Source organism: Enterobacter sp. 200527-13 (assembly GCF_027924865.1).
In the GTDB taxonomy this organism is placed as follows: Bacteria; Pseudomonadota; Gammaproteobacteria; order Enterobacterales; family Enterobacteriaceae; genus Enterobacter; species Enterobacter ludwigii.
In genome coordinates this window covers 1,737,347-1,761,960 of the sequence record NZ_BSCM01000001.1, presented here as the reverse complement: position 1 = coordinate 1,761,960, position 24,614 = coordinate 1,737,347, and the positions used below count along the sequence as shown (strand labels likewise).

25 protein-coding genes are annotated in these 24,614 nt (G+C 49.2%); 14 read left to right on the top strand and 11 right to left on the bottom strand.

The window, feature by feature from the left end; genetic code table 11:
* Positions 1-12: 12 nt before the first annotated feature.
* The 7 genes from QMG44_RS08460 to QMG44_RS08430 all read right to left on the bottom strand — a co-directional run bounded on the left by QMG44_RS08460 (position 13) and on the right by QMG44_RS08430 (position 7,036).
* Positions 13-1,098 carry a RecT family recombinase gene (locus QMG44_RS08460; RefSeq protein WP_232937591.1) on the bottom strand — a complete coding sequence of 362 codons (1,086 nt, stop codon included), beginning with the start codon at positions 1,096-1,098 and terminating at the stop codon, positions 13-15.
* Positions 1,099-1,107: 9 nt separating this feature from the next.
* Complete coding sequence (locus tag QMG44_RS08455) at positions 1,108-4,281, bottom strand: RecE family exodeoxyribonuclease (protein ID WP_232937594.1); 3,174 nt, start codon at positions 4,279-4,281, stop codon at positions 1,108-1,110.
* A gap of 140 nt (positions 4,282-4,421) precedes the next feature.
* Entirely contained in the window at positions 4,422-4,586 is a 165-nt protein-coding gene (locus QMG44_RS08450) for a YdaE family protein (RefSeq protein ID WP_181010267.1), read from the bottom strand.
* A 399-nt stretch (positions 4,587-4,985) separates the two neighbouring features.
* A complete protein-coding gene (locus QMG44_RS08445) occupies positions 4,986-5,183 on the bottom strand; it encodes a hypothetical protein (protein ID WP_106504022.1) in 198 nt (65 codons plus the stop codon).
* A 390-nt stretch (positions 5,184-5,573) separates the two neighbouring features.
* Positions 5,574-6,098 carry a hypothetical protein gene (locus QMG44_RS08440; protein ID WP_232937596.1) on the bottom strand — a complete coding sequence of 175 codons (525 nt, stop codon included), beginning with the start codon at positions 6,096-6,098 and terminating at the stop codon, positions 5,574-5,576.
* Positions 6,099-6,102: 4 nt separating this feature from the next.
* Complete coding sequence (locus QMG44_RS08435; RefSeq protein WP_232937598.1) at positions 6,103-6,399, bottom strand: hypothetical protein; 297 nt, start codon at positions 6,397-6,399, stop codon at positions 6,103-6,105.
* Between the two features lie 262 nt (positions 6,400-6,661).
* Positions 6,662-7,036 carry a helix-turn-helix domain-containing protein gene (locus QMG44_RS08430; protein WP_232937600.1) on the bottom strand — a complete coding sequence of 125 codons (375 nt, stop codon included), beginning with the start codon at positions 7,034-7,036 and terminating at the stop codon, positions 6,662-6,664.
* A 102-nt stretch (positions 7,037-7,138) separates the two neighbouring features.
* Here QMG44_RS08430 and QMG44_RS08425 point away from each other — a divergent pair, with 102 nt between their 5' ends.
* The 4 genes from QMG44_RS08425 (at position 7,139) to QMG44_RS08410 (ending at position 9,611) form a co-directional block, all read left to right on the top strand.
* The gene (locus QMG44_RS08425; RefSeq protein ID WP_232937603.1) at positions 7,139-7,366 is read left to right on the top strand and encodes a YdaS family helix-turn-helix protein; all 228 of its coding nucleotides are present in this window, start codon (positions 7,139-7,141) and stop codon (positions 7,364-7,366) included.
* A gap of 2 nt (positions 7,367-7,368) precedes the next feature.
* Positions 7,369-7,920: a toxin YdaT family protein gene (locus tag QMG44_RS08420; protein WP_232937605.1), complete on the top strand. Its 552-nt coding sequence runs from the start codon at positions 7,369-7,371 to the stop codon at positions 7,918-7,920.
* 84 nt (positions 7,921-8,004) lie between these two features.
* A complete protein-coding gene (locus QMG44_RS08415) occupies positions 8,005-8,916 on the top strand; it encodes a replication protein (protein ID WP_232937607.1) in 912 nt (303 codons plus the stop codon).
* On the top strand, positions 8,913-9,611 hold the full coding sequence (locus tag QMG44_RS08410) for a replication protein P (RefSeq protein WP_180249655.1): 699 nt from the start codon (positions 8,913-8,915) through the stop codon (positions 9,609-9,611). Before QMG44_RS08415 ends, QMG44_RS08410 begins: the two co-directional genes overlap by 4 nt.
* A gap of 300 nt (positions 9,612-9,911) precedes the next feature.
* Here QMG44_RS08410 and QMG44_RS08405 read toward each other — a convergent pair whose 3' ends face one another.
* Together QMG44_RS08405 and QMG44_RS08400 are read right to left on the bottom strand one after the other, a co-directional pair.
* Positions 9,912-10,184 (bottom strand): hypothetical protein, encoded by a 273-nt coding sequence (locus tag QMG44_RS08405; RefSeq protein WP_020882495.1) that lies wholly within the window; start codon positions 10,182-10,184, stop codon positions 9,912-9,914.
* Between the two features lie 76 nt (positions 10,185-10,260).
* Positions 10,261-10,437 carry a YnfU family zinc-binding protein gene (locus QMG44_RS08400; protein ID WP_216841372.1) on the bottom strand — a complete coding sequence of 59 codons (177 nt, stop codon included), beginning with the start codon at positions 10,435-10,437 and terminating at the stop codon, positions 10,261-10,263.
* A gap of 152 nt (positions 10,438-10,589) precedes the next feature.
* Here QMG44_RS08400 and QMG44_RS08395 point away from each other — a divergent pair, with 152 nt between their 5' ends.
* Positions 10,590-10,823 carry a hypothetical protein gene (locus QMG44_RS08395; RefSeq protein ID WP_020882496.1) on the top strand — a complete coding sequence of 78 codons (234 nt, stop codon included), beginning with the start codon at positions 10,590-10,592 and terminating at the stop codon, positions 10,821-10,823.
* 18 nt (positions 10,824-10,841) lie between these two features.
* Here QMG44_RS08395 and QMG44_RS08390 read toward each other — a convergent pair whose 3' ends face one another.
* Positions 10,842-19,424, bottom strand: coding sequence for a GH36-type glycosyl hydrolase domain-containing protein (locus QMG44_RS08390; protein ID WP_232937609.1), 8,583 nt, complete (start codon positions 19,422-19,424; stop codon positions 10,842-10,844).
* 138 nt (positions 19,425-19,562) lie between these two features.
* The gene (locus QMG44_RS08385) at positions 19,563-19,727 is read right to left on the bottom strand and encodes a YnfU family zinc-binding protein (protein ID WP_228175399.1); all 165 of its coding nucleotides are present in this window, start codon (positions 19,725-19,727) and stop codon (positions 19,563-19,565) included.
* A 347-nt stretch (positions 19,728-20,074) separates the two neighbouring features.
* Here QMG44_RS08385 and QMG44_RS08380 point away from each other — a divergent pair, with 347 nt between their 5' ends.
* The 9 genes from QMG44_RS08380 (at position 20,075) to QMG44_RS08340 (ending at position 24,481) form a co-directional block, all read left to right on the top strand.
* Positions 20,075-20,305: a DinI family protein gene (locus QMG44_RS08380; RefSeq protein ID WP_228175401.1), complete on the top strand. Its 231-nt coding sequence runs from the start codon at positions 20,075-20,077 to the stop codon at positions 20,303-20,305.
* 98 nt (positions 20,306-20,403) lie between these two features.
* Positions 20,404-20,646, top strand: a complete 243-nt coding sequence (locus tag QMG44_RS24290; protein WP_228175402.1) for a hypothetical protein — start codon at positions 20,404-20,406, stop codon at positions 20,644-20,646.
* A gap of 39 nt (positions 20,647-20,685) precedes the next feature.
* Positions 20,686-21,288, top strand: coding sequence for a DUF1367 family protein (locus QMG44_RS08370; protein ID WP_232937611.1), 603 nt, complete (start codon positions 20,686-20,688; stop codon positions 21,286-21,288).
* Between the two features lie 4 nt (positions 21,289-21,292).
* On the top strand, positions 21,293-21,493 hold the full coding sequence (locus QMG44_RS08365; protein WP_032669790.1) for a hypothetical protein: 201 nt from the start codon (positions 21,293-21,295) through the stop codon (positions 21,491-21,493).
* A 2-nt stretch (positions 21,494-21,495) separates the two neighbouring features.
* Positions 21,496-21,858: a crossover junction endodeoxyribonuclease RusA gene (gene rusA / locus QMG44_RS08360; protein ID WP_086532935.1), complete on the top strand. Its 363-nt coding sequence runs from the start codon at positions 21,496-21,498 to the stop codon at positions 21,856-21,858.
* Positions 21,855-22,688 carry an antitermination protein gene (locus QMG44_RS08355; protein ID WP_232937613.1) on the top strand — a complete coding sequence of 278 codons (834 nt, stop codon included), beginning with the start codon at positions 21,855-21,857 and terminating at the stop codon, positions 22,686-22,688. The genes rusA and QMG44_RS08355 overlap by 4 nt, the downstream gene beginning before the upstream one ends.
* A gap of 439 nt (positions 22,689-23,127) precedes the next feature.
* Positions 23,128-23,430: a hypothetical protein gene (locus QMG44_RS08350; protein ID WP_014832171.1), complete on the top strand. Its 303-nt coding sequence runs from the start codon at positions 23,128-23,130 to the stop codon at positions 23,428-23,430.
* On the top strand, positions 23,430-23,966 hold the full coding sequence (locus QMG44_RS08345) for a lysozyme (RefSeq protein WP_047744400.1): 537 nt from the start codon (positions 23,430-23,432) through the stop codon (positions 23,964-23,966). Before QMG44_RS08350 ends, QMG44_RS08345 begins: the two co-directional genes overlap by 1 nt.
* Positions 23,963-24,481, top strand: coding sequence for a hypothetical protein (locus QMG44_RS08340; protein ID WP_232937615.1), 519 nt, complete (start codon positions 23,963-23,965; stop codon positions 24,479-24,481). The genes QMG44_RS08345 and QMG44_RS08340 overlap by 4 nt, the downstream gene beginning before the upstream one ends.
* Positions 24,482-24,614 lie beyond the last annotated feature (133 nt).

Here is a 24,614-nt window from a genome sequence, read left to right as displayed (position 1 = left end):
CTCCCGATCTCGTTAGTCCACGTATTCCGGTTTCATATCCGCCAGGGTGATGCTGAACTGATGGTGTAGTTCCTCTCCTAAATGGCGTTTCACAGATGCCAACACGCGTTCAGCTTCGCCAAAGCGTTCTGCCGCACCGGGTTCATCTGGAGATGGTAGGGAGTTGATTGCCGCTTCCACCTTGTTACGAGCATCAACCAGGTAATAACGCTTCACAGCTTTGTTCTTCAGTTCAGTGAACAGGGCAGAACCCAGGGTTGCTTTCACGGTTTCAATATCTGCGCGCAGAGCTTTTGCGCTATCCACATCCTGAGCCGCCTCGATGCGGTCACGAAAATCATCAGCAAGTGCATCGATGTTTTGAGCTGATTCCTGAGCCGTTTGAGTGGTAGTGACGTTGTCACCTGAAATGTCTGCAAGGCTCACGTGCTGTGCCGGTGCGGGGTTTACCTCTCGTTCTTCACGGCGATCATCGAGCTCATCCGGGGTGTAAACACCCAGAATCACATCCGGGCAGAACAGTCTCGCCCAGCGTTTGACGGCCAGGTACGCCAGCTGCTGGCGAGGGTCATCAGCCCAAAGGGTAGAGTTTCGGGTTCGGGCCTGAGCCAGCAGCAAATCGAGTTCTCTCGGCTGATCTTCACCTTTAAGCGTTGCGCGGATAATGATGCCGATCCCGGCTTCGTCAGCCAGGGTCCAGCCCGGGACGCGGTACTCGCCTTTGTCGCCTTTACGGATGTGGAATTTTCCAACGACCTTTTCCCATGGCCCGTACCATTCATATTCAAAGCGGCTGGCCAGCACGCCGCTGCGTGAAATTACGGCATTAACCAGTTGCGCTTCATACCCGAGCACACCGTTAATCAGGTGCGTTTTCTGCGCCACGGCAAAGGGATTCATCTGCCACTGTGCCGCTTGCATCGCTACAGCCATGCAGTCGGCCTGATTGCCCTGCAAGTGTTTAGGAACGGTGGCAGTTCCCTGCGCCATGATCTGCGCGAACGTGCTGATGGCGTTCAGATACTGGGAATCGAACAAAGCCACGTTGGAGTTAATAACGGTGTTCTGGTCAGCAACGGTAACGTTAGTGTTATGCATAAATCCCCCTTAAGCCTGAGCGCGCAGCGCTTCGAGGCGGCGCAGGTCGAAGTCGTTCAGCTCATCGGTGTAATCGGAAGTGATCGGCGCTGGCCATTCGCCTGTGTCGAAACCCGTGGCGATGGCGCGCATCGTTTTGCGGTACTCCAACATGCCCAGTTCCAGCAGTTCGGTGGATGCCTCAATGATGGCGATCCAGTGGTAGTTCTCGTCTTTGTTGACGAAAATCCAGAAGAACTGGTCCAGCGCTGCGGTCTCGCAATACATAGCCGCGCTGAGGTGGTATTCGCGGTCAATGATTTCCCGGTGCAGCCTGGCGCGAAGGCTTTCTTGCTTCACATTCCACATGCTGATGGTTTTCAGGTCAGCACCGATGCGCACGCCATCCAACTCAATTTCTAGATCTGGACGTACACGCACTTCTAATCCGGTTTCGTCGTCGAAACCGAAGTAGCTCACTTCTACGGCGCGGCTTGGATGTGTCAGCAGCATGCCCGCGGTCGGGTGCGCCAGTAGTGCGGACTGAATTGCCCGCGCTGTGGCCAGCTGCTGGCGGGTAACCAGAATCTTTTCGCCAGGATTGTCGCGCCAGGCATCCAGCAATTCGTCGGCGAATATGGCATCGGGCTTAACCGACTTAACTGCCTGGATGATGTCTGCTTTGCTGCCGGACACTTTCAGCGGCGTCGGTTTCTGCGCTTCCTGCGCAACCAAATCAGGATTGATGATCGCTAGTTGCTCGAGTAGCGCATCACGGCTGCCGCTTGTTTTAACCGGCACGGGCAGGGTGGCGTTGTACTCTTTTATGCATGCCTTCATTGCCGTTGCTGTCTGCTTCTGTCCTTCTTCAATACGCTGGTACGCAACAGGGAGAGCCATATAGCTTTGACCCGTTTCTTCCAGGCTCGCGCCAAGCGGCACTGGAGCGGGAAGGGATTCGTTATGTTGTTCAAGCAACGCTTTAATCTCGTCAGCGCTTAGCAGCGTCGGCAGGCTGGCGTTGTACGCGTCGATGAACTCGCGCAGAGTTGCGGTGGTGGTGAAAGCACCCTCTGGGATCTCAGGTTCTACGCTGAACTCTTCTTCGAGGTTTTCCGGCTGCAGTGCAAGGGCGTGCACCAGATTTCCCATATCCAGCACTTTGGATGCTGTGCGCGGGATGGTTTTAGCCACATGGCGTGCATTGAAGTACATCAGGCTGACGCGGGCATCTTTCACCTGGGTGGAGCTGATGCCGTTGGCGGCGTGGTAAACCTCGTTCGGCAGACCTTCATAGCGGCCAGGCTCGAAGTAGGCCGGGTATTCGATTACTGGCTCTGACCGTTGCTCTTCCGGCGCTACGGAATCTGTCTGCGAATTAGCTGCATCAGTGTTTTTGCCCGGTGGTACCGAATCAACATCTTCGTCTTTCTCTGGCTTAGCCGTTTCCATCTGCACATCGCTGGTGGTCTCCGCTGTGTTTTCCGTTTTTTCGACTTCATTTGAGTTGGTATTGATGACCGATTCGGTATTTCCATCCATCAGGCCATCGATGGAGAACACGCCGCTTCCAAGGCTTGCGACCTTTGGCTGGCTTGGAGTACTTGGTTCTTCCACTGTGGAATGACGAACCGCGCGGGAGTCTTCGTTCCATTCTGGATAGCCTTTAGAGCGCTCACCGCTTTCATAGATGCCGTTCGCCGTGAACCACTCACGCACCTGGCTACGCAGTTCGGTTGTACTTTCTTCTCCAGACCATGAAATAGCGCGGGTAACTCCAAAAATACTGTTGGCGTCGTAGTCGAGGATATCGGTGGTTTTACCAAGAACCTTGAGCGCCTTGGCGTGCCACTCATCTTTTTTGTCAGCGAGTTCTTTGGCGGCCAGGAGTTGCGTACGGTTGATTTGTCCCGGTACTGCATCTGGGTACAGCTGAGCAATCGCGATCTCAATGCTCAAGTTCGCCATGTTCTGGGCAACAGCGCGTTTATAGGATTCTGTAGTTTCTGGCTTTGCTGGTTCTAAAGGTGCAGGAGAACCTACTTCAGAAATGCGATTACCCTCAGCCCATTCGCGCACCAGGGTGCCGCGGTCAATGTAATCAGTCGAAGCCCAGATTCTGGTGAATCGGAGAACCAAAGCGAGTTCGTGACGCTTATCCTGGCTGAACACCTTGCGAATGGCGTCGGTATAGCGCCACAGGTCTTTGGTGTCGTAACCCTTAACCTCTTCGCAGTTTTCTGCCGCCAGCAACAGGTTCTGGACATAGCTGTTGTCAGTGTCCATCTCCAGCACGCTGATAGCTTCGTATTCTTCGCGGGTTAGGTGGTGGCGCAGTTCGTCGGCGGTGAACTGGGCGAGTAGCTGCTTGCGGAAGGGCATACGAACGACTGGATAACGTGTGGTTTCGTCATCATTCTCGTCAATCTGGATACCGTTATCAGGTTCTACATCCTGACCGGTTGTAACGCCGGTGTTGCTGGTGCTTTCTGATTTGAGAAGAGTAAGCTTTCCGCTTCTCCACTCTTCAACTAACTGATTGCGGTCGGCAGCATCTGCTTTAGTCCAGTCGGCCATGAATGCAGCAATTACTTCAGCTTCGTGCGCTTCATCTGGCGGGAAGACTTGCTTAATCGCCTGGACCAGTTTCCACTCAGCGTTCAGGCTGAGTTCGGCAACTTCAGGGATGTCGTTCTTCGCCAGCAGCAGGTTCTGGAAATAGGTATTGCCTTCATCCAGTGACATTTCGCTGGCAGCCAGCTGCTGCTCTTTAGTGATATGTGACTGGTATTTGTCGCTGGTCAGATGGACCGCAAAACGTACCGCTGGTGTGCGGTTTTCAAGCGGGACACTCTCGACGGTAGTTTCGACTTTTACGGTCTTTTCCGGTGCGGCGGTGTCGTCCATTGCTCCAGTAGACTCAGCACCAGCCTTTGGCAACCAGGTGCGTCCATCGTCCTGCAGTTCGTAGCGTTTGCACCAGGTGTAATCCACAGTGCTTTCTTCAGGCAGATCGTTGTAAACAGGGAAATCGGTGCGAACCGGTTTGGTGTAATCCTTACCGCGTCCGGTTTCAATACCAGCATCTTCCAGCTCAACATCGAGCTGGAGGTTTGCACGGGCTTCTGATTTCGCAGTGAACCAAATCACTGCGTCTTCTTTACCAGATTTCTGCGTAGCCTTAACTACATAGAAAAATTCCATGTGAGATCCTCTTTTTTGGATGTAAGATCCCCGGGCCAGAGATAGCGCCCATTGGGTGAACTTTGGTTTTTTAAGTAGTTTTTCGGTGTAACTTTGGTCGGGAGCACCGGACGTACGGGCCGCCTTGCGCGGCTTTTACGTTAGCTTTCGTGGGCCATCTGGTCGTACGAAGCACAACGTTCAGAGCAGTATTCTTTTTCTTTGCGCGCCAGCTGTGCGCCGTTGCGATAGAGAAGGGTACTTTTGACTACTTCCTCCGGTTTAACCGGCTTGTCGCAGTAACCGCATTTCGTTGAGTTACACATCTGGATTCCCCTTTTGCGCCAGCAGGTAACAGAGCCGACGAAGAATCACTTCGAAGAAATTCAGTTTTACGGCCTGCTGCCGTCCTGGTTTGCGTGCGTAATCAATCATATTGATCTCCTTGTTATGCCTGTCTTTTTACCACTTCAGGCTCGGTGGTATACTGGAGTTCTCACACAACCAGTAAGGGTAATCATTATGTCAGGTAACCTATTTAATTCAGGGCGAACGGTTGATTCCGTCGCATACGATCTCGCGCTAGCTCTCGCCTCAAAGGACCCGTCAATCAACACACCGGATGCTTTACTGGAAAAAGTCGAATCTCTATTGCCAGAATGCGTGGCTATAGTGAGTCTCAGAAAACCTAAATACGCACACGGGATTGATATCGGCACTACGTATTAATCATTACCAAGAGCTGCCCGTGCAGAATCGAGGGCGGCTCTGGCCATTTTCATATATAGGTAATGATCGTCTTCGCGAAGACTACCCATAGTGTCTTGCACTGCGTTCAGTGCAGCATCAGCAGCCTTCAATACCAGGTTGTTACTTGTCAGAATCGGTTTGACCTTAATCGCGTTTGACTCTTTATCGCTCACCTAACCTCTCCTCTTGGTTGCCTTATCGCCGGCCAGCGGAACGTTTACACCTGATGCGCGTTAATCTCTCCACCTCATCCGACTTTTCGTATGCCGTCGGCGCCTACTTCGTGGGCGTCCTGCCTTGGTGGTTCGTAGTGCGTCATGATGGAATGAATTAAATCACTGGTTTATATTAGTGTCAATCTATGATTTGTTATGATTGTGAAGGAGAGGTTTATATCGTTGGTTTTTGTGAGTTAACAGACGAAACATAAGAACAGGTTCGTTTTAGATTCTCATTAGGAGAGTGAGAGGATGGGGAGTGGGGATGGAGTTGGCAGAAGTTGGATATAAAAAACCCGGCACTGTGGCCGGGTCATTTCGCTAAAATTTAATCTACTGTTATAGCTAAGTTAACAGCTTGTAAACGGTGAGCGCAACCGCAATGAAGGTCGCGATAGTCCAAACAATTTGCTTGTTGGTTGCTTCAGCAATCAGTTTGCCGACTTCATCTTTGCTGGGTTTCTTATCTAGCTTTTTGTCATATTCAGAGAATTTATCCAACATGACAGCATTAACTTTTTTTTCATCGCCTGCTACAGCGATCAACTTATCAAGCTTAGCATCCATTGCTTTCATAGTTGCCGAGAGATGCTCTATGCTTGTCTCAAGTTTGGCAATTCTTTCGCTCATTTCCACTCCAAATGAGGTTGCATCCTCATGCTTCGATGAAATTGTAGCTTGTCCCACTGCTTTAATACTAGTGTTAATTATCTCAAAGTCACTAGCTATTCGTGACATTAGATAAGTTATGTACTTACCAGCATCGATTTCTGATGGAATATCAACTTGTATTGCGACAGTGGGCGAGGACGATGCAACAAACAATTTATTAGATGGTTTGACAGGGGAAATCAAGTCAAGTTCCATCACTATTTTAGACCTTTTCGAGATTGTTAAGTTGCAACTCTATGTTAGCAATTAATGCTTTTGCTTGCTCAGCAGTCATGGTTACGGCTGCTACTCTGGAAAAAACCAGGCTCGCCCTTTGTTCATGTAGATCTTGCTTACCAGCAACAGGTGACGAATCATCCTGATTATCTATGATAAAATGAGATCTCATGAACATCAGATCAACATATCCTTCAGTACCTACTTTATAGCTAGCGGCCGCAGCAGTAGTTGCAAACGTTGGAATTTCTAATGACTTTAAATCTTCATTTACAATTTTCATGCGTTTGAATCATCCCTATTTACTGTGTGATTAATCAATTAGTTTTATTTCAATGCGTTATGAGCGTTGACAAAAATTAGTCTTAAATTTTAGATGTTATGCCAGCAAAAGCAAAAAAAATCATGGTAAGTCATTGAAAATTCAAGTTAATAAGTAGGTTTACCTAATGGTTGTGAAAAACAAACTAAATTCCAACACGCTCAATTTATAACAAGGAAGTTAAAAAAGGTTATGTGTAAGAATCACATAAAAGCGCAAACACCTAATTTTTAATCCGGCCCTTTATGTATTTGTCATAAAGAGTATCCAACTCTTTTAAACGCAGCGCAAAGACCCGAAGCATGTTTTGCTGTTCATCCTGAGGTAGTTGACGATAAAGCTCCAAAAGACGCTGCTCGTCCGGCTTAAGACCATCTTTCTCACCCACGTCCTCACCAAGAAGCCAGGCGACAGAAATGCCAACTGCATCAGCGATGGCTAGGGCTGATTTTTTACTTATAACCCCTTTTTTGAACCAACCGTTTACGGCCTGAGGGGTGACTCCAGCTATACGAGCCATGTCTGCTTTGGTAACGCCGCGTGCAGCGATCTCAGTCAGGCGCTCTACCAGAACTAAGTTAGGTTCTTCTTTTCTCATAGAATCATTCTAAATATTTGGTTTATACACGCAATAAACTCAAGGTTTGCGTGATATGTAAATCTATGGTTTACTTCCGCTGTCATTAAGCAGGAGAAATATATGTCCCCACTAGATAAAGCAATTAAAGCCGCTGGCTCAGCCAGAAAGCTCAGCACCGTGCTGGGCGTGACAAGTATGTCCGTAAGTCATTGGAGGAATCGTGATCGCGGGATCGTCCCCCCAAACTACATCTTTCCCATTTTTAAAATGACAGGCATAACCCCACACGAACTACGCCCTGATCTCTATCCAAATCCCACTGACGGTTTACCTAAACAGGAGCCTTAACTATGCAGACTGTTTCATTTCAACAGAGTAGCAGAGCTTCCTCTAATCCACTGATATTCCAGTGTCATCAAAGCGAACCTGCAACGCAGGATATAGATCATCGTGATATCTGCTCAGCGGTCCGAGCCTGGGCAGCGGCAGAAGGGCGCATAGCTGTCGCTCTTCAGATCCAAGAAGCGGCAGAAGAACTTCAGCTTGATAGCGTTGATTTCTCAGGCCAGGCCGATGTGTGGAACGTAAAGCTGTTCCGCTGGCTGGATAACAAAGAAGACTCCGCATCGTACCGAAAGAACGTCGAACAGCTGGTGCCCGCGATCATGTCTGTATTACCGATTCGGTACCGCGACCGTGTCGTAAAGAATGACTCGTTTGCTTATCGAATGGCCAGGTTGGAAAAAGAAGTCAGTGAGGCGAAGCAAGCTCTGATGCTCGATGCACCGAAGAAGGAAAAGCTGAAGGAGTTAGGCGAGGGGATCTTTGAGATGTTCCGTGTCGATCCGGACCTTACGGCGCCGCTGTTGGCGATGGTCACAACCATGCTGGGGGCAATGTGAAGACTTCAGAAAAGGCGAAAGCCGGTCTGCGCGAACAGAACCGACTTTCAGGTGCAAAAACGGAGTGTGATTGCGGAGCTAAGTATGTCAAACACAGCTGAAATTATCAATTTCCCCCACAGAACCGAACAACTGGGAGGTCGTATGGCCGACCTGTCGAACGGGTATACCAAGGTCGCTAACGAGATCCAACAGCTCAAGCCTCGTCTGAGAATGTCAGGCCGGGAGTGGCAGTGTTTTGAGGCGGTGATCTGGCTTACCTACGGCTGGAACAAGAAACAAGACCGCGTTACGAACACGGTGATCGCTGAGCTTACAGGGCTAAGTGATTCCCACGTTTCGGATGCGCTCAAATCGCTCGCAGAACGCAAAATTATCTTCAGTCAGAAGCAGGGCGTGATGAAAACGGTCGGTATAAATACTGACCTTTCCGCCTGGATTTTAGACAAACCGAAAACGGGAAAAGTCTTCCCGAAATCGGGAAAAGTGTTACTGAAAACGGGAAAAACCTTCCCGGAAACGGTAGACACCCAAGACTATAACAAGAACAATATTAAAATATCCTCGTCTCGGAATTCTGACGAATCCCGAAACCAGAAAACTCAAAAGTTTCTCTCACGCCATCCAGAAGCAGCCGCCGGGATATACACCCCTGCAGGTAAATCATGGGGATCCGCTGACGACCTCAAGGCCGCACGCTGGATTTACGACAGGCTTCTCACCGTCAACGCATCGCTATCCGAACCCAACTGGGCTGAATGGGCAAACACCATCAGGCTGATGCGTGTCCAGGACAAGCGTACTCACTACGAAATCTGTGACCTCTTCCAGTGGGCCAACCGGGATGAGTTCTGGAAAGACAACATCCTGAGCCCCTCGAGTCTACGCAAACAGTGGGATCAGCTGACTACCAAGCGGCTGCGTGCAGCCGGAACGGCATACCGGGGCGGCATCGACCTGCATAACACCGACTGGATTGACGGGGTGCTGGAATGAAAAATCTTGCCGAGAGTATTCTCGATTTTGACCGGGAACAGGCCCGCCGAGTGGCGCAAAACTTGCCTGAGCAGTACACCGAGCGCGAACAAACGCAGCAGGTGGCGCAGATTATCAACGGGCTGTTCGTACAGCTGGCGGCCGCGTTCCCGGCAAGCCTGGTTAATCGCAGCCAGGAAGACGTGAACGAGATCCGCCGTCAGTGGGTGCTGGCCTTCAAAGAAAACGGGATCACTACCCTGGAACAGGTTGAAGCGGGTATGCGAATAGTGCGTCGCCAGGAGCGCCCATTCCTGCCTTCGCCAGGTCAGTTCATCAAGTGGTGCAGGGAAGGGCGCAGCGTGCTGGGGATCACTACCGCTGACGTGATGGCTGAATACTGGAAGTGGCGCAAGCTGGTGTTCCGGTACCCGAGCAGTGAGCAGTATCCGTGGCCGAAGCCAGTTTATTACCATATATGCCTCGAACTGCGGCGCCGGGGAACTGATGGGCAGTTGAGCCATAAAGAGCTCGAGCGTGAGGCTGGCGAGATTCTGGGTATGTGGGAAAAGCGGGTGCTAGCTGGGAAGCCGATTCCGCCTGTTCGCAGAGCGCTGGCCGCACCAGTAGATTCGAAAGGCCCTACTCCGGCAGAACTGTTAAAAGCAAAGTACGAACGAATTAAGGCAGCTGGGGGAATAATGAAGATGGTTTAGACCGCAAAGACAAACTAATGGTGTTGGTAGCAAAATAACTTACATAAAAGAGGATACTCGTCGTAGCGGGTCACCTCTTGTATCCTGGTACTAAGCCACTAGAAGTAACTCTTCCATTAGATAGAAAAGAATATATTTATCCTAATAATATGTAGTAATATTTTACTGATATAATAACTAAGTCGTCAATGTCAACGGATTCAGATAGCTATGAACGAGGAGACTATTCTAGTAATATTTATTCGCAAGTTTCATGATTAAAAAATAGTTAAACGTAATTTTCAATAAGATCAATGGAAACTAATCACATTCGAGAAATTGTCTTCTGGATTCTTGCTCCTCCAGATATTCAAAAGATAAAAGGCGAATTTCATGATGATTGTAAAACCATTGGCTTGCGGTACGTCGAACAGTATGGCCAACATCAAAACAGGCCCCGGACGCTGCCCGAATGATAGCATACTTCCCATTTTTGAAATGAATCAAATGGATACAGAAAAACTGATTTTTCTGACCAGCTAGACGGCTAGCTATTATATCGCCTTCAATAACAACATCTTTTTTAATTTTCATAATCTAGACCTTCATTTGATTGTATAACTAAACGTATTGACTTCTCCTTCTCCGCTCGGCTTAGCTTTTAAGATGATTATCCGCCAATGCACCAACACTCAGACGGGCGAAACAACAATTTACATGCAGGACATTCTAGGACTGAATCCTTGCGCAATTTACCCGCTTTCTGAGCAGCCCTGTGGTCACATAGCGGGCAAGCGACAAGTACAGGCCTTTCTTTGAAATGTCTGAGTCCTGTTGTATAAGACATAAATAATACCCTCAAAAGTGTAATATTCATTATACCCCTTAATGCAATTATGTTTTGGCTAAGTTATGTGTAATTATTACACAACGTATGCTTAAGAGAATTAATATGAGTGTTGGATTTATGATAAAATGCCCTTCCAGGAGATATTTGTAATGAAATCAGAAGACACACTTGACTGGTACCCTGCGCAGCTACCTCTTGTAAAAATTATCCTAGGTGAAGCTGTGCTCGCAGTTGGCAAACAGGGAAGGCCAATCAACACTCGAACCTTACTTGAGTATCTTCAAGTTATCCAGGTTAAGCAAAAAAAACGGGATGATAAAGTTGCCATGCAGACCGCGATTGAAGTTCTTAGGGACAATCAACGCATTAACGGCAGGCGTTAATGCGTTTTTTAGAGATTGTCAGTTTTGAAGGATCTCAACCTTATGTCTTTGCCCGTCATTTTTTAAAAATATTCTGTCATCTAGTAGTACGATACCGTCAAGTGTAACCTGATACTCCCCATCGCCACGTGTAATATTAATCTCGTAATGACTTTCGTCATGTTGATATGTCAGAGAAAAAGACTCCCACTCTGCTGGCAACAGGGGATGGACTGTCAAGACATTACCGGAGCGTTTTATACCCATTAATTCTTCTGTAATAAGACGGTAGGCCCAACCCGCGGATCCGGTATACCAACTCCAACCTGCACGTCCAGTATGTGGCGCGACACTGTAGACATCTGCACTCATGACATAAGGTTCTGCTTTGTAAATCCCTACTTCTTGGTCAGTTGACGAGTGGTTTATTGGGTTGATTAATGACCAGAGATACCACGCACGATCTGCATTCCCCATGCGGGCAAATGCCATTACGGCCCAGATAGCACCATGAGTATATTGTCCGCCATTTTCACGTACACCTGGCACATAACCCTGTATGTAGCCGGGATTTGGTCCATGACCATCGAATGGAGGCGAAAGTAGCTTTATCAGCCTGGCTTCGGCATCTACCAGGTGCTTGTCCAGAGCATGCATAGCTTTGCCGGCGCGTTCATCGTCAGTCGCGCCGGATAAAACGGACCAGCTTTGAGCTATAGCATCAATTCGACATTCCTGAGAACCTGTGGATCCCAAAGGTGTTCCATCATCAAAATAACCTCGCCGGAACCATTCGCCGTCCCAAGCTGCAGCGTGCAGATTTTTTTGCAAGCGCACCGCCTCAGTGCGGCATAGTGACGCTATATGCTCATCTTGTCGCCGATCAGCGAGCGTCGCAAAACGCTGTAAAATGTCGAACATGAAGAACCCGAGCCAGACGCTCTCACCTTTTCCTTCGATGCCGACCCGGTTCATCCCATCGTTCCAGTCGCCAGCGCCCATTAGCGGCAGACCATGCTGTCCAAATCGTAGCCCATGTTTAATGGCTTTAACGCAGTGTGACCAAAGCGTCTCTTCGGTGTGGCTGATTAGCGGCGTATCGTAAACGGATTCTTCTCCAGGCTGAAGCTGACGTCCTTCTAGATAAGGAATCATCTGCTCTAGTATCCCGATATCCCCAGAAGCGTCGACGTAGTGACAGACGGCGAGCGGGAGCCAGAGAAAATCATCTGAACATCGCGTGCGTACGCCGTTACCGTGAGGTGGATGCCACCAGTGCTGCACATCGCCTTCAAAAAACTGCCTTGACGCGCACAGTAGTATTTGTTCGCGCAGGCGTTCCGGTGCAGCGTGGGTCAGTGCCAATGTATCCTGGAGTTGATCGCGAAAACCAAATGCGCCACCCGATTGATAATAACCGCTGCGCGCCATGAGGCGACAGGCCATTGTCTGATATAGCAGCCAACCGTTAACTAACTTATCAACTGTATGGTCTGGTGTATTGACCACTATCTTATCCAGCATGCGGTGCCAGTGACGATGTACATTGTTCAACTCCTGTCGAACGATATTTTCATCAAAATAATGATCGAGTATTGTCTGAACCCGGGCGGAGTTTTCCTCGCTGCCAAGTACAAAAATGAAGGTCTTCTGATCACCGTCAATTAAGGTGGTAACAGACTGAACTGCACCGCATGGATCCAAACCAGCGCCGGTATTTCCCGACAAACTGCGTAGCTTCATTGCAGCCGGTTTTTGCAAAGAGCCATTGCGGCCAATAAACTCTCGGCGATCACCTGTCAACGAACAATGAGGATCGTTGACAGCGAAAAATGCAATGCGTCCTTCGCCGTTAGCTCCGTAAAAATTATTTGCTGTAACTCCACTTCCACTCGGCACGACCACCGTATGAGTAAAGATATGTGGAGCAGAACGCGAGCGTGATTCCCCAAGTGTCCACTCTACGTATCCTGTGACCGATAAATTGCGCGTGCGGCCCGAATTGTTACTAAGTGTCAAGATTGCCAACTTAACAGGATCGTGTTCGGCAACCATTATTGTCAACTCGCTATCTATACCACTATCGCGATGCGCGAAGACGCTGTAGCCAAAACCATGTCGGGTTAAGTAATCCCCGCGGCCACGCACTGGTAATGTCGTGGGTGACCATACCGTTCCGTTCTCTTCATCACGTATATAGAAAGCCTCACCGCTACGGTCGCTTACAGGATCGTTTTCCCATGGGGTTAAACGATATTCATGAGCGTTCTCGTACCAACTGTAAGCCTGTCCGGCTTCTGAAATGACGCTACCAAAACAGGAGTTAGCGAGCACATTTGACCAAGGGGCTGGCGTTGGAACATTTTCCTTCAGGATAATCTGATACTCCCGTCCATCCTCAGAAAACCCTCCATACCCGTTGAAGTTGAACAGATGTTCTGTCTGCGGCGTCCAGTCTTCGTGTCGATTGCTTCCCACAGTGACAAAAGGTACAAATGGCCTGTGCGTTTTAATTGACGAGTGGAGCCGCTGATTGAGCTGCTCGTTTAGTCCGCCCGCGCGATCGTCAAGATACATACATGCAACGCTCATCAATAGTTGTTTATCTTCGGAAGACAAATGCTCTCCGTTACGGACAAAAATGCCGCCAGGTTTATCCAGCAGGCTGGCTTCTGAACCGGCATAGATTAAATCCATAATCAGCGTTTGTAGGGCCTGCTGATAGCCACCGGCGCTGTTATTGAGGATAACAAGATCCACTTCAAGCCCTTTTAACCGCCAGTAACGATGAGCCTGAATCAGTGTGGTGATAGAGGTCATACTCTCATCGCTGGTCACGCTATGCAGTACAATCGGTAGATCACCTGAAATTCCCCAGCCCCACAGTCCGGACTGACCGCGGCGGTTACGGCTTATGACCTGAACGTCGGCGCGTAGTTCGTGACAGGGATAGAGCACAGCGCTAGCGAGTCGGTTAAACAGCGTTGCGTCATCTTCGCTGGCATTTATCTGCCTTAGCACTACTAGACTGTGCGACCAGGCAAGCTCAAAAACACGCTCCGCGATTGGGTAATCACGGTATTTTTCCAGTAATGCCTGGCTTTGTTGACGGCTCTCACTGATGCCATAAACGATATCAATCGTTATCGGAATACCAGGCATGAGTCTCACAACTTGTCGTATCGCCAAGACAGGATCCAGCACGGCACCAGAAGTATTACTGAGCGGCCCGTTAGCATAGATAGCTGCGGCATCAGCCGGACTTCTGCCCCTTCCAATAAACTTAGCTCGGTCTGTTTCAAACGAGGCTTCATTATAATCATTGCTATGTACCACCATCATGTGAAACAGAAATGGGCTCGGTTCATCTGGAGAACGCGGTCGTCGATGGCAAAGAATAGCGTCCCGGCTGGGATCAATCTCAGTTTCGATGAACAAATTACTGAATGCTGGATGCGCTAGATCACTGGTTTCTGAAGCAATCACCACTTCCGCATACGTTGTTAGTTCAAGCGATCGCGGTAGACGGCCATGGTGTACTAGGGTGACACGGCGCAGCTCTATATCATCCTCCGGGGAAACCACAACCTGTGTCCTGACGCTGAGGTTTCCTAGGGTACGCCTGAATTCTGCGCCTGCGTCGGTGAAGATTATCTCATCGGTGCTGTTCGCATTTCCGCCCATGGGCTGCCAAGTATTGCTCCATACCTCATTCGTATGCGGATCACGGATATAACAGAACGATCCCCAGTTATCACGGGTTGTATCGCAGCGCCAGCGTGTTACTGAAATCGAATTCCAGCGGCTGTATCCTCCACCACCTGGTGTCAACATCAAGTGGTAATGCCCATTTGAGAGCAACTGTATTTCCGGAGTAGGGCTGTCTACATGACTAAAAACTCTCGGTTCATATCGTACCGGTTTAACCCTTCCTTCATGGGATTCAAAATGACGGCGAGGGCTGTAAAGATCGACTTCATCCGGGACGCGTTCCTGCAAAAGAAGATTCGCCGACATAAAAGTGGGGCTTGCCATAAATCGCTCGATCATGGGGGCATCAAGCAGGATATGCGCTAGCGCCTGGAATCCCATCCCTTGATGGTGCGCCATCCAGGACTGTACAACCGCGTACAGTTGCCCGGTAGCAAGCCGTGATGGCGTATAGTCCAGCGCTTCATAAAATCCGTATTCGCCATGTGCACCGCTCTGCTCCAGTCTAAGCAAGTTTTCGCAGGCCTTCTGGGGGGAAACGAGCAGAGCCAGTAGTGTTGCATAAGGCGCGACAACCACATCGTCCGCAAGTCCTCGGCGAAGACCGAGTCCAGGTACACCAAATGCCTGATACTGATAATTACGCTGGACATCAAATGCATGATAGCCGGACTCAGAAACGCCCCATGGTACGCCACGTTCCTTGCCCCAGTTAATCTGGCGCGTCACCGCTGATTTACCCATTTCATCAAGCAAACTGCCGCGCCAGTTTGGCATCACAAGATTCGGCATCAGGTATTCAAACATCGAACCGCTCCATGACATCAACGCGGTTTCATTGTCGATATTGGTGAACAACCTTCCCAACGCATACCAGCTTTTCATCGGAAGCTGATTTGTCGCGATAGCGAGAAAACTTGTCAGCCTAATTTCAGAGGGCAGAAGGTCATAGTGGCTTTTATCGGCGGTATTTGTGTCGCAGTTATATCCGACGCTGAGTAGGTTGGTAGCTTCGCTGTAGAGAAAGGCAAAATCCATTCGCGCATGGTCATTTAACCTCTTTTCAAGTTCGCTGATAATATCCAGCCGCAAACGGGCGTGAATGATAACTGATGCAGGAGGAGTTCCTTCCCCGGTGTCGGTACTCTGCGCCAACCAGCTTAGTGTTGGCAGTGTCTCGCTTTTGTATGTAGGAGGTAACCACGCGAGCAGATATGACCATTCGTGGCATATTTCAATCAACTGATGCTCCAGATGCTCGGCCCAGCGCACCACAATATCGCCTTCATGCTGACTTGCAGCGGTGAGATGTTTGCACTGAGTACGCATCTTTTTAAGTTCGCTGTAAATAGCTCCCAGAGGAAGTTCCGCTGAGCTGAAACACTGCTTTTGAAGCTCTTTAAGCGTATCCGGTGCCCCTGGCCCCCAGTGTTTTTCAAGAAGTAATAATGTATCGTTTAACCCTGCAAATATTCTTTCGCCATTCAAAATGGGCTGGTTTTGCATGGCTAATAACCCTTCTCGCAGAGTCAATAAATGTCCGGCCATATTACCGCTATCCACGCTTGATACGTAACGTGGACTGAGCGGTGCAAGCGTTCGAGTGTCATACCAGTTATATAAATGACCACGAAAATGTTCCATATTATCAAGAGAGTCGAGCGTGAGCGTTATACGCTGTAAGACGCTACCGCCCGGCAAATAGCCAAAATCCCAAGCAGTAAGGTTAGCCAGTAGTGATAATCCAATGTTGGTTGGGGATGTACGGTGCGCGATCGTCGGTTGCGGTATTTCCTGATAATTATCAGGGGGGAGCCAATTTTCTTTCGCTGTGGCGAAGGTCTCAAAAAAAGACCATATTTCTCGGCTTGTCTGTCTCAACAGAAGTTTCTGTTTCTGATCTGGCAGAAAGGGCTTACGCGCGGGTTGGCGGCTCAGCCAAGCCATAATAATGGGAGCTATGCACCACCCGACGCTAATGGGCAATGCGATGAACATCATCAGCGGATCAAACACCAATTCTAGTGATGTGAGACTCAGACCGCAGGCAACATTCAGCCACATTGCCCGATAAAAACCTAAAACAGAGATACTGGAATGGTAGTTATCTGGGATATAGCTTACCCATTGGTTGAGGTTACGCTGGCTTACACCAAGTCGCCAAAGCGTAACTCCAATAGCGTATAATGAGTAACCGGCCTCGTGGGGTAGTATCATAATCGTGAGACCGATACGTAAAATGCGCTTCAAGGCTCCAGCTGAGACCAGTTGCAGATGTTGTTTAAGGGGACGGCGGTGCGGTTTATGAACGAGATCCCATGCTATGCTAAGCGCTGCAGGAAGAAACCATATTAGCGTAAGCACGCTAACCCAGTATAAAGGGTTGGGGAGCCAGAGCAGCGCGCTAAATACAAGCAGCATGATCGACGGCGCTACCAGGCTGCGTCGGAGATTATCCAATAATTTCCAGCGAGAAAGAATGGACAATGGATTTTTTTCTCTGCTTCCGTCAGCTTTTCTGACCCGAACCCTTAACCAATTGAGAAGTTGCCAATCTCCGCGGATCCAGCGCGTACGACGTGCGACGTCTGAGAGATAATTAGTTGGATATTGTTCGTAAAGTAAAACGTCGCTCAGCAGTCCAGAGCGGGCGTAACATCCTTCCAGCAGGTCGTGACTGAGTACGAGATTTTCCGGACAGACGTTGGCAGTGGACTGGACAAAAATATCTACATCATAGATACCTTTGCCTACGAACGATCCCTCGCCGAAAAGATCCTGATATATATCCGAAGACATCATCGAATAGGGATTATTACCCGGGACGCTGCTGCGCATGGCGGCGTAGCGCCCCTGACCGTAAAGAGGCATTTCCTCTGCCAAGCCTGGCTGTAAAATTCCATACCCTTTAACGACTCGTTGGAACGTTGGATCATATTCTGGTTTGTTTAACGGATGCGCCATGGTGGCCACCAGTTTATGAGCGGTATCGCGAGGCAGGAGCGTATCACTGTCAAGAGTGATGACGTAATTAATCCTTCCGGGCAAAGCTTGCGAGGAAAGGTCTGCAACGCTCGAAAACTGAGTTCCCGGTTGGCGTAACCAGCTGTTAAGAAGAGCTAGTTTGCCCCGCTTGCGTTCATATCCCATCCAGACTCTCTGCGAATCGTTCCACTCCGGCTGGCGGTGCAGTAGATAAAATCGAGTTCGGCCGCCAGGGTTTCGCCGATTAAGTCTCTGCGTCTCAGCAATCGCTTGTCTTAAAAGGACAGTGTTTTCCTCGGTATCCTCAGTTGATGAATCCGCAAAATCGGTAAGAAGTGCAAAGCAGAGATTTTCATCCTGATTGCCAAGGCTGCAGACTTCGAGGCGAGAGAGAAGTTTGCTGAGGTTTTCATAGCTTGTCAGCATGCAAGGGATTGCAACCATTGTGGCATATTCAACTGGTATCCCACTTGAAAAGTCCATCCGTGGCAAAGGCCTGGGAGTACGGAAGCGTGTCGTTGCTTCGCTAAGCATATCGCTGGCGAGTTGACTAATGGCAACAATAAGGGGGAGGGCTAGGGGGATGAGTAGCCAGAATATACCCTGTACTGCAGTTTCATACAATATGGTAGCCGTAGCGGCCGTGGTCAAAAGACTCAGGCTACCAAGCCATGACAGAAGGGGCGATTTGTTCATACTCTGCCGCAGCCGTTTCAATAGAGACCTTTCAACTGACAACAGTTTTTCGAGTTGTGGCCTTCCACCTCCAAGCAGAAAATAACCGATATGTCGGTGCTCAGGATCTAGACTCGGTTCGCAAGACATTGCCATCACGCGGTTTGCAACTTCCGGTTCACTCAATTTCGCATCTCTGGCAAGTGTTTCAATCACATGGCGATAATGATCTCTGGTGTCGAAGTGCATGTGAGGATATATACCAGTTGGGTCAAGGCGTAGCGTTTGCTCGACTACGCTGATGTTCTCTGCAAAATCAGACCAGTTCGTTTCACTCAGCAGACGTAAACTCGAGATACTGTTACTGACGGAGAGCTGGCTGGCGGCAAGCTGCTGGTTGAAGCGATGAATCAGAACCTCAGTTGTAACCCCCTGCTCTGCAAGACGTTGTTCAATCCAATTCAGAGGGAGTACAAGAGCATTGCCATGTCCCTGCAGACGTCGAACCATTTCAGCGACAAAGGCACTGCTCAGCGGAGGGTGAGTACGCGCCATATCGGCAACAATCATAATTAGGTCGGCGGGAGCATTCTCTGCACAATCAAAAATCCGCGTTATCCACATATCTGCAAGATTTCGTTCCTGCTGGGCCTGGGTCACTTCGTTGCTCACACGACGCAGGTTTTCAATCAGCGCTAGACGCAGCATTCCTGGCAAAGCCCATATCTCCCCCAATGTCAGAGGTGTCACCTCTTGATAGGCGGAAATATAACTGGTAAGACTGCTGGTGTCCCAGCGTCCGTCGCCATGCGCTATGGCCTCTGAGGCTAAGTCATAAATTCTGGGACAACTATGTGGGTAAGCTAGTACCGGAAGACCCTTACCAAAACTTTTCGGTAAGTGTTGGCGTACCATGCGAATCTGCTCTTCAATCAGGTAATAGTTGTCCAGCAGCCACTCACCTGCGGGCATGATACTTGTTTTTTTTCCTGCATTGAGTAGATAGCAACATCGCGTAATTATCGTTTCATTGTCAGTTAGTCGTTTAAGAAGGTAGTACGGTAGTATTTCCGGAGACAATTTGTGCGTACGAGCCAGTTTTTTTCCAAAGCGTTCCAACTGAGGGGTAGAAAACAGTTCCGAACGTAAATAGTTTTCTCCTCCCGAATCGTTGACTGGGGCTGATATGTGTGCGCTGCCTTCGGGCAGAAAACGAGATCGCTTAAACCACGCAATAGGTTTCATTTTCATAGGGTTGCTCTTATGCTACGTTAACGCGTAGGAGCAGATGCGAAATCAGTTCAGAAACGTTCTCTCAGGATGGGCGTAAGGCATCGGGGATTTGACAACTGCTGATATTATATTAAGTGTAGAACATCGGCTGTGAAGCTAGCGCGGAGAGATAAAAAGTGCTTTACACCCCGGACAAAGCATGGGGCTTTTTAGACGCAGTTTAGAGGAAGGCTGAGCGGATTTTAAGCCGCAAATAGGGCAGGTGACAGTGGTGGTGAATACGCTTCCAAAAAGTTTCATTGCGTAATCGATAACGGACATGATTATTAGCCTCTCAATGAATGTATTTCACTCTATCACATTTGGCTAAAATTAAACCAATTTAAAAGTCACCCAATTTTTAACATAAGTGATGTTTTTTCTTTTCTAACACATCGCTTTCATGTCCGCTTTAGAAGCGAATGAATTCCAACCTTTTAAAATCCTTTTGTTATTTTGCAACGCAAGATGATTTTTATCTAGGTAGCCGCCTGGATTGAACACTTGATTTTTTTCTACATGAAAAATCAGTTGATTCACATTCGATGTTCTGAGAGCGTTGCAAAATCCGTAACATAAGTTTATAAATGTACTGTATATCTATACAGTTACTCATTGCGGAGGGAAAAATGAAAATCGAGTTAACCATTGATCGCATGAAGAAACTTCCTGATGGAGCTATACCTGCGCTTGAATCAGAACTGCTCAAAAGACTCAGCAAACAGTTCGATAATTGTCAGCTAACGATCAAGCGCGCCAGTAATGATGGTTTGACTGTTTTCGGAGGCGACAAGAAAGAGGTTGAGCATATCGTGCAGGAGACCTGGGAAAGCGCGGACGAGTGGTTTTTAATCGCGTGAATTTCACTGGAGCAGTTTTGAAGAGTATCGCTGTTTGCGTTCCCCTGGCTGTTCCCGATTACTGTTTACTGCGTCAATAAGTCGCTCTGGGGGAAATAGTGTGTAGTGCAGATGCTTTTAATGCAGATGATCATTGGTACGACGTGGTCAGAAGGGCCGATAAAGCAGTTATCTATAGCTTCCCGGCGGAAGGGAGATATTTGGTTTATCGAGTAAATGGAATAGTTTCATTACGACCGTTACTCGAAGAGGAAGAAATCTTCACTCTCAACGGGTTTATGCAATTTGCAAAACGGCTGGGGTACCGAGTTACACCACCGTCTGATATTATTCTTTCATAGGCCTGAACACCCTATACCTGATGCGCCACGGAGAGAACCATGGCGCTAGAATTACAACTTATCAAACACCATTCAGGAATACTGATCCCGGCTACGCCCGAGACCAGCAATATCTTGCATTCCAAAACCAGGCTCGGCGATGTTCTTGTTGCCGATTTCAGGCGGGTGCGTAACCCGGCATTCCATCGACGCTTTTTCGCGCTTCTTAATCTTGGTTTTGAATACTGGGAACCAACCGGCGGGGCTATCTCTAGCAACGAGCGGAAGCTGATCACCGGCTACGCCAAGTTCCTCGCTACTTATGGTGGGAATGAGGGGGCGCTGATGGATGCTGCTGAGCAGTATCTGGAGCAAGTCGCATACCGCCGCGTCACGAATGGCATTAGCCTGTGCAAATCTTTCGATGCTTACCGCTCATGGGTGATCGTTGAGGCAGGGCACTTTGATGCCATTCAACTACCTGACGGCACACTCAAAAAGCATCCTCGCAGCATCTCGTTTGCCAACATGGGCGAACTCGAGTTTCAGCAGCTTTATAAAGCAGCGCTCGATGTCCTCTGGCGCTGGGTCCTGTCCCGTTCATTCCGCAGTCGCGACGAGGCCGAAAACGTCGCAGCTCAGCTTCTTGGCTTTGTGGGGTGAGGGAATGAAATTTACCTGGTTCCATCACACCGATTGCAGTACCGAACAGGCCGACGAACTGGTTAAGCGTTACAAAGCGCGCAGCGTGCGAGTCGAGCGTAGCCTTAACCCGGATTACGTGACCTGGACTGTGAGTGCATTCCTTCCGACCTCAAATACGCCAGCGCGCCCGGATAGCCGCTGGCGAAACCGGATGTGGGGGTGAACGTGAAGACATATCAAATCACTTTACCCTGGCCGCCGAGTAACAACCGGTATTACCGGCACAACCGCGGGCGAACTCACATTAGCGCTGATGGCGTCGCGTACCGTTATGCGGTCGCAAGTGTCATTCGATGCGCCCGGCTGAATATCCGAACGGCTGCACTACTCAAAATCCGAATTGAATGTCACATGCCCGACCGCCGGCGCCGCGATCTGGATAACCTGCAGAAGGCTGCATTCGATGCTTTAACCAAGGCAGGATTCTGGCTGGATGACTGCCAGGTTGTGGATTATCGCGTTGTGAAAATGCCTGTCGTTAAGGGCGGAAAATTGGAACTCACTATTACCGAGCTGGAGACCGCATGAATCTAGAAAATACACTCAAATATCACTTTGCTAAATCGACAATGATTAGCGACTCTCCTCGAGCTACTGCATCAGACTCATTAACCGGGACGGATATCATGGCCGCTATGGGCATGACCCAGGAACGGGCAGCCTTGGGTTATAGCGCCTTTCTCGGGAAGATGGGCATCAGCAACAATGACCGGGAGAGGGCGATCGAACTGCTGGCTCAGTACGCGCTGACCAGGTGCGATCGGGTTGCGGCATTACGGAAGCTCGATGCAGAGATTAAACCACTGGTAATGCATCAGTTGGCCAGCTTCGCGTTCGAGGACTATTCCCGTAGCGCCGCCAGCGTGAAGCAATGCGATGGCTGCAAAGGGGCAGGGTTTATTGACGCTGAGGTTTTCAGCATGAAGTCTCACACGCCGACAAAAGAGAAGAAGTTCGTGAAGATGTCTTTGCACGTGGGTGTCGAGAATATTCGACCTTCTGAGTATGAGGTGCGTAGGCAGGTCATGGAGGTAGCGCGCGTTCTATGCCCTCAGTGTAAGGGTAAGAAGGTTGTAAGTTGCGCCTGTAAAGATTGCCATGGACGCGGGAAAGCCGTTAATCAGGCTCTTACAGAACGGCAGGGCGTTCCGGTTCTGGCCGATTGTAAGCGCTGCAGGGGGCGCGGATATGAGCGAATTCCATCAACTGAGGCTTACGCCGCGGTGTGTCAGATAACGGATGCAATCAGCCTCGATACCTGGAAGAAGTCTGTTAAGCCATTCTACGATCAGTTAATTACTAAGTTTGACATCGAAGAGACATGGGCTGATGCGCAGCTGAAGAAGATAACAAAATAGGGCATGAATTTATCGTGAGCTATTTACTTTTCCCGAATCTGTGGTAATTTTGCTCTAACGATGGGTTATTGCATTCGTTTAAAACCCTGCGGTTAACCCCGTGGGGCTTTTTATTTCTTTGCGACCAAATCGCTTCGAGTCTAAAAAAATGCGGAGAACGACATCACTCCTCTCCGCAATAATAAATCCCTCTCCTGCCCGCTTGTCTTTCTTTTATCCACAAAAGCTAACGTCATGACTTTTTGCAAATAATAACACTTTCAAACTATGTGAATAGTTAATTATTTTTTTGTGTAAATGACTCTTCTTAAGGATTGTTTAATCTAATGCCTTCCTAAGGAGAAAGAAGCGCCGGAGAGTATTAATCATCATCAGGCTGCCGTTTGGCAGCCTTTTTTATTTCTAGTAACAGCACCCGCACTTAGCGAGGTGAGAGACCATGAAAATGAATGATTCAGGGAACATCTTCACGCAGTTCTTTGCGTGGGTAGCAGCTCTGGCGTCAGCCATTGGATTTACCACTCAGGATCTGGTGTTCATGTTCTTTGGCGCTGCTGGTCTGCTTATCTCGCTAGCCTCGTACATTAACGGGCGGGTAGATGCAAACCGCAGGCGTAGAGAGGATGAGAAGCGAACAAAAATGGTCAATGACTACCTGAAAGGCGTTGGTGATAAACCCCTTCACGAGCGTCCTGCTGCTGCAAGCGTGGTCGTTGAGGCATTACAAAAGGAAGGTGAGTGATGGGATCCAGAGCAAAACTGAGTGCAGCGGTTCTGGGGCTGGTACTGGCTGGTGCCCCTGCATCCGTAATTCTCGATCAGTTTCTGAATGAGAAAGAGGGTAACAGTCTCACGGCCTACAAAGATGGCGGTGGTATCTGGACTATTTGCCGCGGCGCAACGATGGTTGATGGTAAACCGGTTGTGCAGGGCATGAAATTGACACAGGCCAAATGCAATCAGGTGAATGCTATCGAACGCAATAAGGCTTTGGCATGGGTTGACCGCAATATTTCGGTACCGCTTACCGAACCGCAGAAAGCTGGGATCGCATCTTTCTGTCCGTACAACATCGGGCCGGGTAAGTGCTTCCCGTCCACGTTCTATAAGCGCATCAATGCCGGTGACCGCCATGGGGCATGCGAGGCAATTCGCTGGTGGATTAGAGACGGTGGCCGCGACTGCCGCCTGACTAAAGGCCAGAAGAACGGCTGCTACGGTCAGGTAGAACGGCGAGACCAGGAAAGCGCGCTGGCGTGCTGGGGGATAGACCAGTGAAATTTAATCTTTTACCAATCGCGGTTGTGGTTATTGCTGGTCTGTCAGTCGCTCTCGTTAAGAGCTGCTCAGACACCAGTAGCCTTCAGAGCGATAACGACGTTCTGCGGAGTGACAACTCTTTGCAGGGGCAGGTGATCGCTACCCAAGCCTTCAACTTCAATCGATTCAATCAGGTTTCGGAGCATGCCAATAGGCTTAACTCCCTTATCGACACCAGAACCGAAGAAACCGTAATCGAATACCGGGAGATTCTCCGCCGTGAAAAAACCTGTGATCTTCCTGTTCCTGCTGACATTGCTGGTGGGCTGCTCGAATACGCGTACCGTTTACGTTCCAGCGCAATGCACGCCGATACCCACGGATCTGACGCAGCCGATGATGGTACCGCTGCCTCCAGCTTAATAACATACTGCCAGGCAGTGCTCTGGATTAAGCCTCTGCTGGCCGTGATTGAGAAGGGGAACAATAATCTGGCTGGTATAAGACAGATAGAGCTGGAAAGGAAAAACTAGGGATGGCTCGTCCTTGAGCACACGGGTATTTCTGAACGACGGCTTTACCTGACATAGCAAAGCACCTTTAAATTCTAGAAAAGACTCAATATTTAACAAGCGAACCGCATCAATCCCAAAAAAAAGCCCCCAC